The 13,133-nt window shown below is 71.6% G+C and carries 16 protein-coding genes; 5 read left to right on the forward strand and 11 right to left on the reverse strand.

All coding sequences use genetic code 11. The features are described 5' to 3' along the window. Nucleotides 1–10 precede the first annotated feature (10 nt). The 3 genes from ACLJN9_RS14630 to ACLJN9_RS14640 all read right to left on the reverse strand — a co-directional run bounded on the left by ACLJN9_RS14630 (nucleotide 11) and on the right by ACLJN9_RS14640 (nucleotide 1,859). Nucleotides 11–1,030 carry a prephenate dehydrogenase gene (locus tag ACLJN9_RS14630; protein WP_410811844.1) on the reverse strand — a complete coding sequence of 340 codons (1,020 nt, stop codon included), beginning with the start codon at nucleotides 1,028–1,030 and terminating at the stop codon, nucleotides 11–13. A gap of 281 nt (nucleotides 1,031–1,311) precedes the next feature. Next, nucleotides 1,312–1,557 (reverse strand): flavin reductase, encoded by a 246-nt coding sequence (locus ACLJN9_RS14635; RefSeq protein ID WP_410811845.1) that lies wholly within the window; start codon nucleotides 1,555–1,557, stop codon nucleotides 1,312–1,314. Beyond that, nucleotides 1,557–1,859, reverse strand: a complete 303-nt coding sequence (locus ACLJN9_RS14640) for a hypothetical protein (protein WP_410811846.1) — start codon at nucleotides 1,857–1,859, stop codon at nucleotides 1,557–1,559. The genes ACLJN9_RS14635 and ACLJN9_RS14640 overlap by 1 nt, the downstream gene beginning before the upstream one ends. Nucleotides 1,860–2,065: 206 nt before the next feature. Here ACLJN9_RS14640 and ACLJN9_RS14645 point away from each other — a divergent pair, with 206 nt between their 5' ends. Beyond that, nucleotides 2,066–2,812 carry a DUF5753 domain-containing protein gene (locus ACLJN9_RS14645; RefSeq protein WP_410811847.1) on the forward strand — a complete coding sequence of 249 codons (747 nt, stop codon included), beginning with the start codon at nucleotides 2,066–2,068 and terminating at the stop codon, nucleotides 2,810–2,812. Beyond that, nucleotides 2,800–2,994 (forward strand): DUF397 domain-containing protein, encoded by a 195-nt coding sequence (locus ACLJN9_RS14650; protein ID WP_410811848.1) that lies wholly within the window; start codon nucleotides 2,800–2,802, stop codon nucleotides 2,992–2,994. The genes ACLJN9_RS14645 and ACLJN9_RS14650 overlap by 13 nt, the downstream gene beginning before the upstream one ends. A 213-nt stretch (nucleotides 2,995–3,207) precedes the next feature. On the opposite strand, the gene dapC is transcribed toward ACLJN9_RS14650, so the two are convergent. After that, nucleotides 3,208–4,317: a succinyldiaminopimelate transaminase gene (gene dapC / locus ACLJN9_RS14655; RefSeq protein WP_410811998.1), complete on the reverse strand. Its 1,110-nt coding sequence runs from the start codon at nucleotides 4,315–4,317 to the stop codon at nucleotides 3,208–3,210. After that, entirely contained in the window at nucleotides 4,314–4,640 is a 327-nt protein-coding gene (fdxA, locus tag ACLJN9_RS14660) for a ferredoxin (RefSeq protein ID WP_331461003.1), read from the reverse strand. Before fdxA ends, dapC begins: the two co-directional genes overlap by 4 nt. 79 nt (nucleotides 4,641–4,719) lie before the next feature. Between fdxA and ACLJN9_RS14665 the strand changes: the two genes are divergently transcribed. Next, a complete protein-coding gene (locus tag ACLJN9_RS14665) occupies nucleotides 4,720–5,715 on the forward strand; it encodes a GNAT family N-acetyltransferase (protein ID WP_410811849.1) in 996 nt (331 codons plus the stop codon). Between the two features lie 19 nt (nucleotides 5,716–5,734). Here ACLJN9_RS14665 and ACLJN9_RS14670 read toward each other — a convergent pair whose 3' ends face one another. From ACLJN9_RS14670 to mshB, 3 genes are all read right to left on the reverse strand, one after another. Beyond that, nucleotides 5,735–6,199 carry a hypothetical protein gene (locus ACLJN9_RS14670; protein WP_410811850.1) on the reverse strand — a complete coding sequence of 155 codons (465 nt, stop codon included), beginning with the start codon at nucleotides 6,197–6,199 and terminating at the stop codon, nucleotides 5,735–5,737. 81 nt (nucleotides 6,200–6,280) lie between these two features. After that, nucleotides 6,281–6,715, reverse strand: a complete 435-nt coding sequence (locus ACLJN9_RS14675) for a hypothetical protein (protein ID WP_410811851.1) — start codon at nucleotides 6,713–6,715, stop codon at nucleotides 6,281–6,283. Between the two features lie 17 nt (nucleotides 6,716–6,732). After that, nucleotides 6,733–7,659: an N-acetyl-1-D-myo-inositol-2-amino-2-deoxy-alpha-D-glucopyranoside deacetylase gene (gene mshB / locus ACLJN9_RS14680; RefSeq protein WP_410811852.1), complete on the reverse strand. Its 927-nt coding sequence runs from the start codon at nucleotides 7,657–7,659 to the stop codon at nucleotides 6,733–6,735. 87 nt (nucleotides 7,660–7,746) lie between these two features. Between mshB and ACLJN9_RS14685 the strand changes: the two genes are divergently transcribed. Next, entirely contained in the window at nucleotides 7,747–9,912 is a 2,166-nt protein-coding gene (locus ACLJN9_RS14685) for a prolyl oligopeptidase family serine peptidase (RefSeq protein WP_410811853.1), read from the forward strand. A 57-nt stretch (nucleotides 9,913–9,969) separates the two neighbouring features. On the opposite strand, the gene ACLJN9_RS14690 is transcribed toward ACLJN9_RS14685, so the two are convergent. Both ACLJN9_RS14690 and ACLJN9_RS14695 read right to left on the reverse strand, forming a co-directional pair. Further along, on the reverse strand, nucleotides 9,970–10,344 hold the full coding sequence (locus tag ACLJN9_RS14690) for a YciI family protein (RefSeq protein ID WP_410811854.1): 375 nt from the start codon (nucleotides 10,342–10,344) through the stop codon (nucleotides 9,970–9,972). Nucleotides 10,345–10,523: 179 nt separating this feature from the next. Next, the gene (locus ACLJN9_RS14695) at nucleotides 10,524–10,658 is read right to left on the reverse strand and encodes a hypothetical protein (protein WP_410811855.1); all 135 of its coding nucleotides are present in this window, start codon (nucleotides 10,656–10,658) and stop codon (nucleotides 10,524–10,526) included. Nucleotides 10,659–11,011: 353 nt separating this feature from the next. Between ACLJN9_RS14695 and ACLJN9_RS14700 the strand changes: the two genes are divergently transcribed. Further along, on the forward strand, nucleotides 11,012–11,200 hold the full coding sequence (locus ACLJN9_RS14700; protein WP_410811856.1) for a hypothetical protein: 189 nt from the start codon (nucleotides 11,012–11,014) through the stop codon (nucleotides 11,198–11,200). A gap of 132 nt (nucleotides 11,201–11,332) precedes the next feature. Here the strand turns inward: ACLJN9_RS14700 and ACLJN9_RS14705 are convergent, their stop codons facing one another. Continuing rightward, entirely contained in the window at nucleotides 11,333–13,075 is a 1,743-nt protein-coding gene (locus tag ACLJN9_RS14705; protein ID WP_410811857.1) for an ABC transporter substrate-binding protein, read from the reverse strand. Between the last annotated feature and the right edge of the window lie 58 nt (nucleotides 13,076–13,133).

A 13,133-nucleotide genomic window follows, 5' to 3' on the forward strand; every position in this document is an offset into this window, starting at 1 on the left:
GTCCCCCACCTTAGTCAGCCACCGGGCGCCGCGCCGCGTAGGAGACGGTGTCCGCACCCACTTGGAGCCCGGCCAGGTGGCCGCCGGCCACCCCCAGCTCGCACAGCCAGGACACCTCCGCGGTGTGGTCGCCACCGACCGGGAACTGCCGGTCGTACGCGTCGAACCGGCGGTCCCGCAGCGCCGCCCGGGCGGTGCCGGCCTCGGCGTAGCGCGCGGTGAGCGCCGCCGCGTCACCGGCGCGCAGGGCGGCGGTCAGATCGTCCAGGAACGCGGTGACCCCGGCCAGCTCGTGCAGCACCCGGTCCCGGTTGCCGAGCAGCATGTTCGCCGTCCGTTGCGGCGGGGTGCCGGCGACCCGGGTGCCGTCGGAGAAACTACCCGCGGCAAGCGCCAGCACCGCGTCGCGCAGCGGCGCCCGCTGGGCGGCGCCGGCCAGCGCACCGGCGAGCAGATGCGGTACGTGTGAGGCCAGCGCGGCCGCCGAGTCGTGCTCGGACGCGGACATCGGCACCACACGGGCGGCGAAGACGTCGACCACCAGGTCGGCCAGCCACCGGAAGGCAGCCAGTCCCGGCTCGGGGGCGGGACAGAGCACCCAGGCAGCCCCGGTGAGCAGGTCCGGCCCGGCGGACGACAGGCCAGCCCGGTCGGTGCCGGCCATCGGGTGACCCGGCACGAACCGGTGGGTCAGCCCATGCGCGGCGGCGAACGCCGCGACCTCCGCCTTGGTGCTCCCGACGTCGGTCAGCACGCAACGCTCACCGGTCACCGCCGCCACCTCCAGCAGCGTCGCCGGGATCGTGGGCAGCGGCCCGCACAGGAAGACCACATCCCGGTCGGCCACGGCCTCGACCAGACGGTCCGGAGCGGGTACGCCCAACCGGCGAGCCTCCCGCCGGGTGTCCTCGTCCGGATCCCACCCGACCACGTCGAGGCCGGCGGCGTGCGACCGGAGCAACACCGAACCGCCGATCAGGCCGGTGCCGACCACCGCCACCCGCACCCGCGCGCCGGGCCTATCCGCCATCCGCACACCTCGACGTTCCTGCTGGGGTGCGGGGCCGACACAGCCCCGACCAGGTCCGGGGCCGAGGATATCTCTGACCCGGCCCGGACGCGGGTCAGTCCTCGGCGGCCATGCATCGTTGCGCCACCCGATGAACGGGATCAACGGGTCGGTGTTGGTGGGACCGCAGGTCCGAGACCTTCGAAGAGCCCATTCCGAAGGTGTCGTACCAGCCCAGTCCAGCCGCCGACGGCAGTCGGGGTGGCACACCGACTGGTTGGTTTCCAGGCGGTCAGCAGGGGCTAACGGGCCTCGGCCCAGCCAACGAAGCGGGGCGACAGGTCGGGGAGCAGAGTGTCCGGGTTGAGCTTGGTCAGATCGGCCGCCGCCTCCTCCTGAACCTTCGCCATGTGCGCCAGCAGGCCCGGCCGATCCTCGCGGAACTTCCCCAGGAGGCGCAGCTTCGCGGCCGAGCAGGGCCAGAGAATGCCGCAGTTAGGGCAGCGCCACGACGGGCGCAGCGGCTTGTGCTCAGGCTCGCCGCGCATCAGCCGACCCGCAGCGGCGTACGGGCGACAGGACGCCGGGTGACCTTCCGGGCCGGCGGAGCGGGCGGGGGACTCTGCCAGATCAGGCCGGCGGGCATGACGAACAACGACCGGCGCGCGACCGCGTCGCCGCTCTCGCCCAGCTCGTACGCGTCAATCCAAAGCCACCCGTCATAGGTCGGCCAGTTCTGCACCCGAATCACGCGGATGGAGATCGGGTGCATGAACTGCACGCTCGCGGCGGTGGTCAGGCGCAAGACGTCACCTGTGCGCGGCTTCGGTTCGGGTGGCTTGTTCGGCATGGCGCTCCCCCTGCTCGTAGCTCTGGAAGGGGGCCGCCCCCATGAGTGCTCGCTCAGCGGGGACGGCCCCGGCACGAACGCGTCCGCCGGGTTTCGGGTCCCTGCCGGCCACGCCGTCTACACAGCACCTTGCCGATCGGAGCTGGACGACTACACCACGTAGCCATACGTTCTATAGACGTTGAAGACGTTCGCTCGGAGGTGGCATGAACCAGGCGCTACGAGCGGCGTTGGCCGACGCGGGTGAGACCGTCGAGAGTCTTGCCGAGCAGGTCGGCGTAGATCCGAAGACGGTGGCGCGCTGGGTCAACCCCGGACGAGTCCCACACCCGCGCCATCGTGCAGCCGCAGCCGCTGCGCTCGGCCTCGCGGTTGAGGACGTTTGGCCGGACGTCTTGAAGCGGCGGGAACCGGCGTGGCTACGCCCGTGGGTGGAGACCGAGCTTCAGGCGTCCGCCCTGCGCGCCTTTCAGGTGGCGGTCATCCCCGGCCTGTTGCAAACCCCTGAGTACGCCTCGGCGGTGCTAGCCAGCGGAGTGCTCGACCCGGACGAGGTGGCTGACTACGTCGCGACCCGGCTACGCAGGCAAACGGCGGTACTCGACCGACGCAAGCCCCCGCTCTTCGTCGCGGTGGTTGATGAATGCGCACTCCGCCGTGGCGACCCCGAGATCATGAACCTCCAGCTAGACCACCTGGTGAAGATGGCTCAGCGGCCGAACGTTCTCCTCCATGTGCTGCCACTGGACGCGGGCCTCCACGCCGGGCAAGCGGGTCCGTTCGTCATCGCCACAACTGAAGACGGCGATGTCGCCTACCTCGATGATCAGGCTGCGGGACGGCTGACGAATGACACCGCTACCCTCTGGGCCACCTGGGATACGCTGCGTTCGATGGCTTACTCGCGCCGTCAAACCATCGACTACCTAGAGGCAAGATCATGGCTGACCTGACCGGCGCCCTCTGGCGCAAGAGCACCCGCAGTAGTTCCAACGGCGGCGACTGCGTCGAGGTTGCCGACAACCTTCCGGGCATCGTCGCCGTGCGCGACTCGAAGGACCCAACGGGTCCTGCGCTGACCTTCTCTCCGGGCGCGTGGGCCGCGTTCGTCGGCCAGGTCGCCGAGCGGTCCTAATCAACGCCAAGCGCAAAGAGCGCCCGTCCCCGATACCGGGGGCGGGCGCGATGCGTTGAGGGTGGCGCGCGCCGTTTGGCACAGTGTCAGCGTGGCCCGAGTGCGCACTTGATGCACGGAAATGGCTGAAGCCGTGCATCGGCCGCACGGTGCGGCCGTTGCGCTGGATTCCGCGCGAAGTTACGCGGGAACCTCGCGACCTCCCGGAACCCCTCAGGCGTGGGCGAGGCGGCCGGCGACCGCGGCGACGTGCTCGTCGGACTCGGTCAGCGCCACCCGGACGTACCGCCCGGCGGAGGGGCCGTAGAAGACGCCCGCGGCGACCAGGATGCCGCGTCGGGCCAGCCAGTCGACCGTCTGCCAGCAGTCCTCGTCCCGGGTCAGCCAGAGGTAGAGGCCCGCCTCCGAGTGCTCGACCGTGAAGCCGGCGTCGGTGAACGCGGCGGTCAGCACCTCGCGCCGCGCCCGGTAGCGCTCGCGCTGCTCGACAGCGTGCCGCTCGTCCTGGAGCGCGGCCACCATGGCCGCCTGCACCGGGGCGGGCACGATCATGCCGGCGTGCTTGCGGACCTTCAGCAGCTCGGCGACGAGCGCCGGGTCGCCGGCCACGAAGCCGGCGCGGTAGCCGGCGAGGTTGGAGCGCTTGGAGAGCGAGTGAACGGCGAGCACCCCGGCATAGTCGCCGCCGCAGACCTCCGGCGACAGCACCGAGACCGGCTCGGCCGACCAGCCGAGCGGCAGGTAGCACTCGTCGCTGGCGACCACCGCGCCCCGCTCCCGGGCCCAGTCGACCACCTTGCGCAGGTGCGCCGCGGGCAGCACCCGGCCGGTCGGGTTGCCGGGCGAGTTGACCCAGACCAGCCGCACCCGGGGAGTCGGCCCGACCGCGGTGAGCGAGTCGGCCCGGACCACGGTGGCGCCGGCCAGTCGGGCCCCGTCGGAGTAGGTCGGGTACGCGATCGACGGCACCACCACCACGTCGTCCGGGCCGATGCCGAGCAGGGTGGGCAGCCAGGCGACCAACTCCTTGGAGCCGATGGTCGGCAGCACGCCGAGGCCGTCGACCCCGGCGCCACAGGCCCGGGCGACCCACGCCGCTATCGCGTCTCGCAGCGCCGGTGTGCCCGCCGTCAGCGGATAGCCGGGAGCGTCGGACGCGTCAGCGAGCGCCTGCCGGATCACCTCGGGAACCGGGTCGACCGGCGTGCCCATCGAGAGGTTGATCAGGCCCTCCGGATGCGCCGTGGCCAGCGTGGCCGCGGCGTCCAGGGTGTCCCAGGTGAACTCGGGCAGCCGCGACGAGACCGGCGCGGACCGGTTCAGTGGCCTTCGCCGCGCGGCGGCTGCGCGGCGACGAAGGTGGTGTCCTTCTCCACCTTGCCGATCTTGGAGGCGCCCCCGGGCGAGCCCAGGTCCTCGAAGAACTCGTAGTTGGCGCCGGTGTAGTCCTTCCACTGCTCCGGGACGTCATCCTCGTAGAAGATCGCCTCCACCGGGCAGACAGGCTCACAGGCACCACAGTCGACGCACTCGTCGGGGTGGATGTAGAGCATCCGGTTGCCCTCGTAAATGCAGTCGACCGGGCATTCCTCGATGCATGCCTTGTCGAGCACATCCACGCACGGCTCGGCGATGATGTAGGTCACCGGTCTTCTCCTCCGCAAGACACGCCGCGATCTCCCGCGACGGTAAGAGCCTAGTATCTCGCCCGGGAGGGGGAGAATCGTGCTCCGACAGCAGGATGTGGGACACCGAATCGTGGTCCGCCGGATTGTGGGGATTCGCGAAGGCCGCCCGCTCTTCTCCGACGCCCTCGGCGAGCTGGTCGAGCTGAGCGAGACCCATCTCACTCTGGCCACCGCGCAGGGCGCGCTGCGGGTCCCGGTGGCGCAGGTGCACCGGGCGAAGCGGGTTCCTCCGACACGCCGTCCGACCGCCGCCGCCGTGGTGGCGTTGGAGCGCGCCGCCGACGAGGCGTGGCCGGCACCGACTCGGAGCCGGCTCGGCGACTGGCTGCTCCGGGCGGCCGACGGCTGGACCGGCCGGGCCAACTCCGCGCTGCCGATCGGCGACCCGGACCGCCCGCTGCCGGCGGCGGTGGACGCCGTCGAGCGCTGGTACGCCGAGCACGGTCGACCAGCGATGATCAACACACCGCTGCCGCTTGCCGCACCGGTCGGCGCCGAGCTGGACGACCGCGGCTGGGGCAGCCGCCCGCCCACGCTCGTACAGATCGCACGCCTCCCCCTGTCGGCGCCGACGGATGCCGACCCGGGCCCGGGGTCCCACGGCGGCGTGCTGAACAGCCCAGGCGGCGTGGTGATCGAGCTGGTGGGTGCGCCGAGCGAGGCGTGGCTGACCGTGGCCGCCGGCCGCAAGGGCGGCCTACCGGATGCCGCCCGGCACGTGCTCACCGCCGTGGACCAGGTCCGCTTCGCCCACGGGTACGCCCCCGACGGCACGCTGGTGGCGATCGGCCGGGGCACGGTGACCGGGCAGGGCCGCTGGCTCGGGCTCAGCCTCATCGAGGTGCTGCCGCCGGCCCGCCGGCAGGGGTTGGCCCGTGCGGTGATCGCCGCGCTGGTCGGCTGGGGCGGGACGCTGGGCGCGACCCGGGCGTTCCTGCAGGTCGAGCAGCGCAACACCGCCGCGGTGACGCTCTACCAACGGCTCGGCTTCACCACCCACCACACCTACCTCACCCGGGTCGCCCCGCACTGAAAGACGGGCCAGCCGCGGGTCAGCGGCGGACGACCCGGCGCGGCTTGGCGGCCTTGACCTCGGCGTACCGCTTGAGTTGCTGGGAGCGGTGGTCGCGGCCGAGCGCGGTGAGCACCAGATAGCCGATCAGCAGGCCGGCGCCACTGGCGAGCAGGTAGAGCCAGATCTGGGCGAAGAACGTGCCCGCACCCCCGGCGAACGGGTTGTGGCCGACCAGTAGCGGCCCGACCAGCACGGTCAGCGCCATCGCCACCAGCACCACGACCACCATGTCGGACGACCATTCGGCCAGCGGCCGGCGGCGGCCCCAGCCGAAGGCGACCACGGCCAGGATCAGGCCGATCACCACGAACATCGCCAACGACACCCGGTCCGCGGCGGTGTCGTCACCGTCGAAGCCGATCCGGATGATCAGCCGGGCGATCACGTTGACCGCAAACAGCGCCCCCGCGAGCACTCCGACGTCACGCCACCGTCTGTCCACCGCACGACCTCCTGCCGTACGCCCCGTCGCGGGGCCGTATCCCTGGCAGGAATATCTACCACCCTTACCTGGGTGGCGTCATCAGCCTCCGAGTGCGGGCGGTGGGGCGAGCAGCTGCCGGAAGCCCATCACCGCGAAGGTCATCGCACCGGCCACGATCATGGCGAGGCCGACCCAGTTGTCGCCGGCGAGCAGCAGATCACCCTCGGTGGTGCGGATGGCGGCCACCGCCATCAGCGCGAACCACGGCACCGCGGGCAGCGCCACCGCCCACCGGCGGCCGACCGACTCGTGGGCGAACCAGCTCAGCAGGATGTTGGCCCCGACCGCGAGCAGCGCCGACACGCCGGCCAACTGCCCGCCGACGCGGACCGTGGACAACAGCAGCTCCAGCACCCCGGTCAGCACCCCGGCCACCACCACGACGACCGCGCCCACCACCCGCAGGCCGAGGTCCAGCAGTCGCGGCGGCGGCCCCGCCGAAGGCGGGGTTTCCTGATCCGGTACGACCGACATCGGCGCGACGGGCAGGGTCACCGGGAGCCGGCCGCGGCGACCGGAGACCGGTCCCGGGCGGTCTCCTCCGGCAGCCCGGCGAAGAGGTCGTCCTCCCAGCCGTACCGGCCGGCGCCCGGCCCCTTCTCACCGACCGCGAGGGTGAAGAACTCCACGCCCATGAACTCGCCGCCGAAGTTGCCCGCGATCGAGTAGAGCCAGGAGGTTGCCGGGATCTGGGTGGCGTGCGCCCGCATCGCCGCCTCCTTGGCCGCGTGCTGGTCGGTGCCGTCGATGCGCGCGGCGATCTGCGCGTCGGGGGTGCCGAAGGGCAGGTCGGCGAGGTCCTCGATGCCGGCGAACGGGTTGTCCGAGGATTCGGCGAAGTGCGCCATGCCGGCTTCCAGCACGCTGAGTGGCATGGCCGTCCAGTAGACCTTGAGCGGGGCGCAACCCTCGGCGGCGGCCAGCTCGACGGCGCGCATCGCCACCCGGTGCGCCTGGATGTGGTCGGGGTGGCCGTAGAAGCCCTCCGGGTCGTACGTGACCAGCACCTGGGGGCGTACCTCCCGCATGATCTCCACCAGGTGCCCGGCGGCCTCGTCGAGGTCGGCCTGCCAGAACGCGCGGGGATGCTGGTTGGTCGCGAGCCCCATCATTCCCGAGTCGCGGTAGCGACCGGCGCCGCCGAGGAAGCGGTGGTCGCGGACGTCGAGCGCGGCGCAGGCGGCGGCCAACTCGGCGACCCGGTAGCCGCCGAGCTGGTCGGCCTCGGCGGCGGCGAGCTGCGCCAGCGCCGGGACGTGGATCTCGCCCTCCTCGCCGAGGGTGCAGGTCACCAGCGTCACCTGCGCGCCGGCAGCGGCATAGTGCGCCATCGTCGAGCCGGTGCCGATCGACTCGTCGTCGGGGTGCGCGTGGACCAGCAGAAGGCGGCGGTCGGGCAACGTCGTCACGACGGTCACTCTAACCGGCGGCTCCGCCCGGGGAGTCGCCGACGCGTCCGCCCAGGTCGGCCACATCTCGCCCGGCGCGGCTCTACGATTTGGCCTGTGGACTTTCCGGAGCTGGCCGCCCGCACCCGCCGGTTCAGCCACGGCGCGCCGCGTGCTGTCTCCGTGGCCGAGGACGGCTCCCGGGTGATCTTCCTGCGCTCGGCCGGCCCCGAGGATCCGGCGGACGCGCTCTGGCTGCTGGACGTCAGCACCGCGCAGGAGCGGCTGGTCGCCGACCCGGCCACCCTGCTCGGTGACGCCGGCGACGCCCGTGCGCTCTCCCCCGGCGAGCGTGCGCTGCGCGAGCGGCTGCGGCTCAGCGCCGCGGGCATCGGCTCGTACGCACTGGACGCGGCGGGCCGGGTGGCGGTGTTCGCGCTGGCCGGGCGGCTGTTCCGGGCTGACCTGGTGCACGGTGACGTGGTGGAGGTGGCCGCTCTCGGCCCGGTGCTGGATCCCCGGCCGGACCCGACCGGCCAGCGGCTGGCGTACGTGACGGACGCGGCCGAGGGGGTCCGCCGGGGCGAGCTGCGGTTGATCGACTCCGATGGCACCGACACGCTGCTGGCCGGCGAGGACTCCGGGGTGAGCTGGGGGCTGGCCGAGCACATCGCGGCCGAGGAGTTCGGCCGGTTCCGGGGCTACTGGTGGGCGCCGGACGGCCGCTCGGTGCTCGCCGCCCGGGTCGACGAGTCCCGGCTGGACCGCTGGCACCTGCACGACCCGGCCGAGCCGGCCAGCCCGCCGACCGCCGTCGCGTACCCCCGGGCCGGCGGCCCGAACGCGGAGGTCAGCCTGCACCTGCTGGACCTGGACGACGGCTGGGTCGACGTGCACTGGGACCGGGAGACCTACCCCTACCTGACGGCGGTCAGTTGGGGCGAGGGCAGCCCGTTGATCACGGTGCTGCGCCGCTCGCAGCAACACGGGCTGGTGCTGGCGGTGGACCCGCGGACCGGTGAGACGCAGGTGCACGCCGAGTTGGCCGACCCCCGCTGGGTCGAGCCGATCGCCGGCACGCCGGCGCACCTGCCGGACGGCCGGGTGCTGGTCGGCGGCGAGCTGGCCCACGACGGGTACGACGCGCGCTGCCTGTTCGCCGACGGCACCCTGCTCACACCGCCGTCGCTGTACGTGCGGCGGGTGGTGGGTCGGCTGCCGAGCCGCACCGGGCCGGCCGACCTGCTGGTCGAGGCGAGCGACGGCGAGCCGAGCGAGCGGCACCTGTTCCGCGTCCGGACTACGATCGGCGGCGGCGTGGACGCCCGCCGGCTCACCACCGACTCCGGCTGGTACACGGCGGCCGTGGGCGGGGACGTGCTGGCCGTCGGGGTGGCGTCGCTGGATCACGCCGGGGTGCGGTGGACGGTGCGCCGGGGCGACCAGGAGTTGGCCGAGCTGCGCTCGCTGGCCGCGACCCCGCCGTACTCGCCGTTGCCGTTGCTGGAGCGGGTGACCGACCGGCGGCTGCCGGCGGCGGTGCTCTACCCGGACAACCACGTGTCGGGCCGGCGGCTGCCGGTGCTGCTGGACATCTACGGCGGCCCGGGGCACCAGGAGGTGGTGGCCGCCCGCGCCGCGTGGCTGGAGCGGCAGTGGTGGGCCGACGCCGGGTTCGCGGTGGTCACCATCGACAACAGGGGTACGCCGGGAGTGGCGCCGTCGTTCGAGAAGGCCATCCACCGGCGGATGGCCGACGTGATCCTGACCGACCAGGTGGATGCGTTGACCGCGCTCGCCGGCAAGCACCCCGACCTGGATCTGGGCCGGGTGGGGGTGCGGGGCTGGTCCTTCGGAGGGTGGCTGGCCGGGTTGGCGGTGCTGCGCCATCCGGAGCTGTTCCGCTGCGGGATCGCCGGTGCCCCGGTGACCGACTGGACGCTGTACGACACCGCGTACACCGAGCGTTATCTCGGGCTGCCGGAGGACGGCATGGACGTCTACGCGCACCACTCGCTGGTCGAGATGGCCGCCGAGCCGGTCACCGGCCCGGACCAGGCCCGGCCGCTGCTGCTGGTGCACGGCCTGGCCGACGACAACGTGGTGGCGGCGCACACGCTGCGGCTCTCGGCGGCCCTGTTGTCCACCGGCCGCCCGCACTCGGTGCTGCCGCTGACCGGGGCCACCCACATGGCCGCGAACGGCACCGCCGAGCGCCTGCTTCCGTTGGAGCTGGACTTCCTCCGCACCCACCTCGGCTACTCCGCGACGCCACAACTGTGAATCTTGGACACTTACCGTCATCGCGGAACGGAAACTGTCCAAGATCTCCTGTTGGCGTCACCCGCCACTGATTGCCGCACGCAGCATCGCGTCCTGGTCGGCGTCCGGCATGAGTTCTCGTACCTCCTGCGCGCAGCGGCAGGCGGCGGCGATCCTGGCAGCCCACGCCAACGCCTCCTCGCGGGAGGCAACCTCGATGATCGAGAAGCCGCCGATGACCTCCCTGACCTCCGGGTAGGGACCGTCGGTGACCGTCCCGTCCGTGGCCACGACGCTCGCCCTCTGGCGTTCGAGACCGGCGCCGAACACCCACACGCCGGCGGCATGGGCATCGTGGACCACCGCCTGCGAGGCCTTGCCCACGTCAGCCCAGTCCTCGTCGGGGATGTGGTCCATCGAACCGTCACTGAACGAGATCAAGTATCGGGTCATCCCATCGCTCCCTTGTCCGGGCCGCCTCCCGCAACCGCCTCTGAGCTTCTACCACGTTGCGCCGCTGATGGCAGCGCACCTGCTCCGGCTCTCCGCAGCCCTGCAGCACCGGCCGGCCGTACACCATCCTGCCGTTGACCGGCGCCACCCACCTGGAGCTGGACCTTCTCTCGGTTGAACTACACGACCCCCAGGGCGATGGCGAGCCGGGTGATCGTCGGTGGGGCGTCCGGGTCGCGCGCGACCTGGGCGACCACGTCCCGTGCGGCCGGCCGGTGGCGGATCTCGGCGGGCGCGATGCTGTCGGCCCGCATCAGGACCAGGGCCGCGTTGGCAGGGTCGGGCCGAACGCCGTCCGGAAATGGTCGCGTCCGTCGCCCACCCGAACGGCCAGCTCGGCGGCCTCGTCCAGCAGATCTCCGACCACCCGTCAACCCAAGCGGACTCGCACAGCCGACTCTCACGTCCCCTGAGCTTCCCATTCCGCTGCAGTCGGAAGTCTCCCGCCCTCCAAGCGGCGGGCGAGGCCCGTCTTCTCGCGCATTGTCAGCGAATCCGGCATCTGCAGGAATGTCGGCGGCCAAATATCCAGCAGGGAAAACACTTCCTGACCATCCCGCATGCGCAACAGAAGCATGCACCGCCAGTGCGGCGAGAACTCAGGCCGATGACCCGCACGGTGAACCATGAACGGATACAAATTGCCCGCGTCGTCGAGAAGGGCCGCCAGCCGCGAGCCAGGGTGACGGACCTGCTCATCGCCGCAACCGCACACGCCCATGATGCCGCCGTCTACACCCGTAACGCCGACGACCTCGCCAGCCTCGAAGACCTCATCACAATCCGCGCGATCTGAGGTCACCCCGATCGGGATCTCGAGATAGCGACCGTGCGCTGCTCTGATCGCACCAGTGACACCGACCGGCGGGAACCGTAAGGGCCCCCGGCCGACGACGGTGTCGACCGGGGGCCCGTCCGGGTGGTGCGGTTACGGCTTGACGTACGCGTTCACGAACGACGGGTACCCGAAGACGCTGGAGATGAACACTCCGCCCGCCTTGGACCCGTGCACGTTGTAGGCCACGTCCACGAAGAGCGGCACCACCGGGGCGTGCTCCTTCATGATCCGCTCGTCGAGCTTGGCCCACTCCGGGCCCTGGTCGGCGGCGGGCAGTGCCAGGATGCGGTCCATCTCGGCGTTGATCGCCGCATCGTTGAGGAACGAGTTGTTGCTGTTGCCCTCGGCCTTGATGGTGCGGCCGTCGTAGAGCACCGGCAGGATCGAGGCCCCGCTCGGCCAGTCCGCCGCCCAGTTACCGATGTACAGGTCCCAGGGGTTGTTCTTCTTCTTGACCTCGTCGAGCTTCGCGTCGTCCGGGATGTTCCGGACCGTGATCTTGAAGCCGGCCCGCTCCAGGTTGGCCTTGAGCTGGGCGCCCTGCTGCTGCTCGGTCGAGTTGTCGGCCACACCGAGGACCAGTTCGGGGGTCTTCCCGCCGAGCAGTTCCTTGACCTTCTCCACGTTGCCGTTGGCGCCCGCCGGGTACGCGTCGTACGCCTTGTAGCCGATGGTCGCCGGCGGCATCAGCGTGGTCAGCGGAGCGGCCACGGTCTGACCGCCCAGCGCCTTGATGAAGCCCTCGCGGTCGATGGCGTAGTTGAGCGCCTGCCGGACCTTCAGGTCGGTGACCCGCTGCGTGTTGATCACGAGCTGGTTGGCGCTCGGCGTCGGCGAGAGGATGGTGCGCGACTTCAGCGCCGCGTCCCCGGCCACCCTGGCGACCAGCGAGGCGGGCACGGTGTTCCACGCCAGCGCGCTCTGGTCGGCGCCGTTGTCGGCGATCACCCGGTTGTTGGCGGCGTCGGCGGTCGGGCCGTAGGTCAGGACGAACTGGTCCGGATACTGGTGGCGCACCGGGTCGGTCTTCGCATCCCAGTTCGGGTTGCGGTCCAGGGTGAGCTGCACGCCCGTCTGGTTCTTGGCGACCTTGTACGGGCCGGAGGAGAACGGCTGCTGGTCCAGGTTGACGCCGGTGTCCTTGTCGGCGGGCAGCGGCGCCGTGGTCGGCAGCGAGACCGCGAACGGCAGGTCACAGCGGGCCTTGGCGAACTCGAAGCGCAGCGTCTTGGCGTCCGGGGTGGTCAGCCCCGGCGGCAGCGACGTCTTGTTCTTCTTGAAGTCCCACGTGGTGTCGAACTGCGCGGTGTCGGCCAGCCACTCCTGGAGGTAGGTCGGGCCGCCGGACAGGTCGGGGTCGAAGGAGCGGGCGATGCCGTACGCGATCTCCTTGGAGGTGATCGGGCGGCCGTCCTCGAACTTCACCCCGTCCTTGACCGTGAACTCCCAGACCTTGCAGTCGTTGTTGACGTTCTTGCCCGGCGTCTCGGCCAGGTCGCCGACCAGGACCAGGCCGCCCTTGCCGTCGTCCTTCCAGGTGGTCAGGTAACGGGAGAAGAGCGGGTTCGTCATCAAACCGGCGAACGAGTACGTCCGCTGCGGGTCCAGATGGGAGATCGGCGTCTCCCGGATGACGCTGAAGGTGCCACCCTTCGCCGCGCCGCTCACCTCGGCCGCGGGGCCCTGGGAGTCCTTGGGGTCGGTCGCGATGACCCCGCTCTGCTTCCGCTCGGTGTCCACCGTGGTGCCCTCGCCCGTGTTCTTCGAGCACGCACCCAATGCCACAACCAGAGCGATCGCGCCGCCAGCAGCGGCCGCCACGCGTGGTCGCATGAAGTACCTCCTTCACCCATGTGCCATGCGGTCCGTCGGGGCGAGATCCGCCGACGTC

This window comes from Micromonospora sp. 067-2 (genome assembly GCF_046549295.1).
GTDB lineage: Bacteria > Actinomycetota > Actinomycetes > Mycobacteriales > Micromonosporaceae > Micromonospora.

Coding starts and splice junctions, on each gene's coding strand:
- ACLJN9_RS14640 (WP_410811846.1), bottom strand. CDS start 1,859: ATGCCGAACAAGCCACCCGAACCGAAGCCGCGCACAGGTGACGTCTTG.
- ACLJN9_RS14705 (WP_410811857.1), bottom strand. CDS start 13,075: ATGCGACCACGCGTGGCGGCCGCTGCTGGCGGCGCGATCGCTCTGGTT.
- ACLJN9_RS14695 (WP_410811855.1), bottom strand. CDS start 10,658: ATGCGGGCCGACAGCATCGCGCCCGCCGAGATCCGCCACCGGCCGGCC.
- ACLJN9_RS14630 (WP_410811844.1), bottom strand. CDS start 1,030: ATGGCGGATAGGCCCGGCGCGCGGGTGCGGGTGGCGGTGGTCGGCACC.
- ACLJN9_RS14650 (WP_410811848.1), top strand. CDS start 2,800: ATGGCTGACCTGACCGGCGCCCTCTGGCGCAAGAGCACCCGCAGTAGT.
- ACLJN9_RS14645 (WP_410811847.1), top strand. CDS start 2,066: ATGAACCAGGCGCTACGAGCGGCGTTGGCCGACGCGGGTGAGACCGTC.
- ACLJN9_RS14635 (WP_410811845.1), bottom strand. CDS start 1,557: ATGCGCGGCGAGCCTGAGCACAAGCCGCTGCGCCCGTCGTGGCGCTGC.
- ACLJN9_RS14690 (WP_410811854.1), bottom strand. CDS start 10,344: ATGACCCGATACTTGATCTCGTTCAGTGACGGTTCGATGGACCACATC.
- ACLJN9_RS14700 (WP_410811856.1), top strand. CDS start 11,012: ATGACCCGCACGGTGAACCATGAACGGATACAAATTGCCCGCGTCGTC.
- ACLJN9_RS14675 (WP_410811851.1), bottom strand. CDS start 6,715: ATGTCGGTCGTACCGGATCAGGAAACCCCGCCTTCGGCGGGGCCGCCG.